Source organism: Arthrobacter melezitosi, from assembly GCF_054511055.1.
In genome coordinates, this window is sequence record NZ_JBTNDJ010000033.1 from 1 (window position 1) to 2,666 (window position 2,666).

General features: G+C 63.6%; 1 protein-coding gene. It reads right to left on the reverse strand.

The window, feature by feature from the left end; genetic code table 11:
* Window positions 1-208 precede the first annotated feature (208 nt).
* Window positions 209-790 carry a dihydrofolate reductase family protein gene (locus ACX80W_RS16355; protein WP_459285146.1) on the reverse strand — a complete coding sequence of 194 codons (582 nt, stop codon included), beginning with the start codon at window positions 788-790 and terminating at the stop codon, window positions 209-211.
* Between the last annotated feature and the right edge of the window lie 1,876 nt (window positions 791-2,666).

Below are 2,666 nucleotides of genomic sequence, written 5' to 3' on the forward strand. Positions count from 1 at the left end.
CGATGGTACTGCACCCGAGAGAGTGTGGGAGAGTAGGACACCGCCGGACCACCCGTACCAGTCGCAGGCCCCACCACCGGTGGGGCCTGCACTGCGTTAACCACCCCAACAAAGACCCAGCCAAACGCTCCCACCTGCACCGGTAGAGTCGGGGGCCAGCACCCCAGCACACTAGGGGCGGACTTTTTCCCGTACCGCCTCAGGTCACTTAGCGACGCACCTGATAGCGCAGGTGAAGCACCCGGTTGCCCTGAATCACCACGTCAGGTTCCTCCAACAGATACTGTGCGTGCACCGATCCAAAGTAGCGCTTTCCGGACCCGAACACGACGGGTACGACGTCCATGCGCACCTCGTCGACCAGGCCCGCGGCAAGCGCCTGGCCACCGACGTCGCCGGCGGCGACCTCGACAATGCGGTCACCGGCAAGCTCCTGCGCCCTGGCAACGGCTGCCTCGACGCCATCGACGAAGTGAAAGGGCGCCTCGGGGGCCCAGCCCTCGGGCTTCGGCCGGTGCGTCACGACGACGACGTGGTCGATCCCGCCCGGAGGCTTTCCGTCCCAGCCGTCCGTCATGTCGAAAACGTGGCGGCCGGCGACGGTCGCCCCGATCCGGTCCCAGTACGGCCGGGTGTAGTCGTAGGACATCTGCGACACCTTCAACTCGCCGCTCTCGTCCAACGGCACGTCACCGCCGGTCAACCAGTCAAACAGCGGTCCGGGCTGGTCGTTTTCGTCCGCAATGAATCCATCCACCGACACCGAGCCGTACATGACTACCTTGCCCATGGTTACTCCTTTAATTGGGGATGAACCTCAGGTTAGAGGTTCGCGGGCTGTCGATCTTGTACGGAATTAATTTGTTGGCAGCGGCCGGCCGTCCATTACGTGACCTGCATGCTCGCGCAGGAACCGCCGTCGGACTTCGATATACCGCGTTGGTGCGAGCCGGTGAATGCCCGGAACCCGTGACTGAAGTGGGCTTGGTCGAAGTCACCTGCGCTACTGGCGAGGTCGGCCCAGTCGATCGGTTCGGTGGGGTTAATCGAGAACACGGTGCGGCGAAGCGGTGGGTGCGGCCCAGGCGCTTCGGCACGACACCGATGAGCTCGCTGAACCGCTGCGCCCGGTGAGCGCTGCTGACACCGGCCGAAACCCTCACGTCGTCAATGGCCACGGCGCCGCGGGTGGCAGCGGTGATGCGGCTCGTACGGCGGACCAGCCCCAGGCCGGCCGCGTCGCCCAGCGGCCGCATTAGCTTCTGCTCGAGCAACATCAGCATCCTGTGAGGCCTCCCGCCCGTACCCAGCCGCTCCCGCGGTGCGGCGACGGCACGGATGCGGTACGGCGCCGGGGGTTGACGACGGGGAACGCCGCTGGCATCGACGGCCGTATGAGCCGGGCGTACGGCGGCGCACCCTCCGGATTGTAGGGAGCGTTGATCAGCCCATCCAGTGGCGGTCGCGGCACTCTGGACGCGTATTCCACGCCCACAGTTGCCGGGACCCCGCCCCGAGTACACCCTGCATAGAGAAGCGACCGCCGGTGTCCCGGAATGGCGAGCCGTCGGAGGCCTCTAGGCGCGCACGGAGGGGCAGGGCGTGCATCGAGGGATCAGGACTCACCGGCCGACCGGCCCTCCACCGGCTACTTGTGCGTTCTCAGCGGGGCGGCAGTCCGTTTCCGGCCAGGGGATGATGCTCTGCACCGTCGACGAATCGATCCGTGCCACCGGTGGTCGAGGCAGATCCTTCCGGCCGCCTTCGTTCGGTCCCAACCCTTTCCGCCCCATCTGCATCCAACGTTGCCTCACCGGCAGGTGCGGGACCCCGGGTAGGTCCTGCTCCTCGACAAACCGTCCCGCCTGACGGCCTTGCCGGCCGTGGCTACAACCTGTCCGGTAGCGGGGTGTCCACGCGTCACCGAATTGCTCGGACCGCCATGTCGACCTCGATTGCAGTACCCGAGCTGGGACCATCCCAGCCGTTCACCCTGTCCCACGAACGGCAAGAACGGCCTTGGACATGGAAGGTGCAGTCCGTCCCGGTCTCCGCTGCTCTATCCGTCGTGGCCCTGGGCGGGACGACCCTGGACCAGGCGAGCCAGGGTCCTGCGATGGCTGGGCCGGTCCTGCAGTGCTCGAAGTGCGGGCTGCACTGCGGCAGCTGAAGAAGAACGGAGCGCCCGTTACGCCGCGCTCCAGCGCCAGCCAGAGCCGGGCCTGCGACTCTCGTCACAAGGTGCCCTGTGGGTTTGCAAGGACCGGCGGAGGCATGTAATGTTTTCTGAGTTGCCCCGGTGAGGGCAGCCAACCCCATCAACTATTTCAAGCTAGTCCAGCGTGTGCTGAGCACTAAAGCCGGATGATGCTTTATTTGTTGTGTGGTTGTTTCCTTTTGCTAAATTCGTTTCGGTTCTTACCGAAAAGGGCGGATTTGACAAGGGGAAAGGAAATGAAATAAGTTAGTAACACACCACGGCGAAGAAATAAAGAGCTTTGGAGGATTCGAAGGTAAAACTTCGAGTCTGGCTCGGAAGAGTATTTCCACGTGTTTGTTGTTTGAGAACTCAATAGTGTGCCAAGTTTGTTGATACCGATTGTTTGTTGATTGGTTGAATTGGCTGGTCTGCCGCACCCCGTGTGGTGGGCTGGTTTTTTTGGCTG

Coding starts and splice junctions, on each gene's coding strand:
- ACX80W_RS16355 (WP_459285146.1), bottom strand. CDS start 790: ATGGGCAAGGTAGTCATGTACGGCTCGGTGTCGGTGGATGGATTCATT.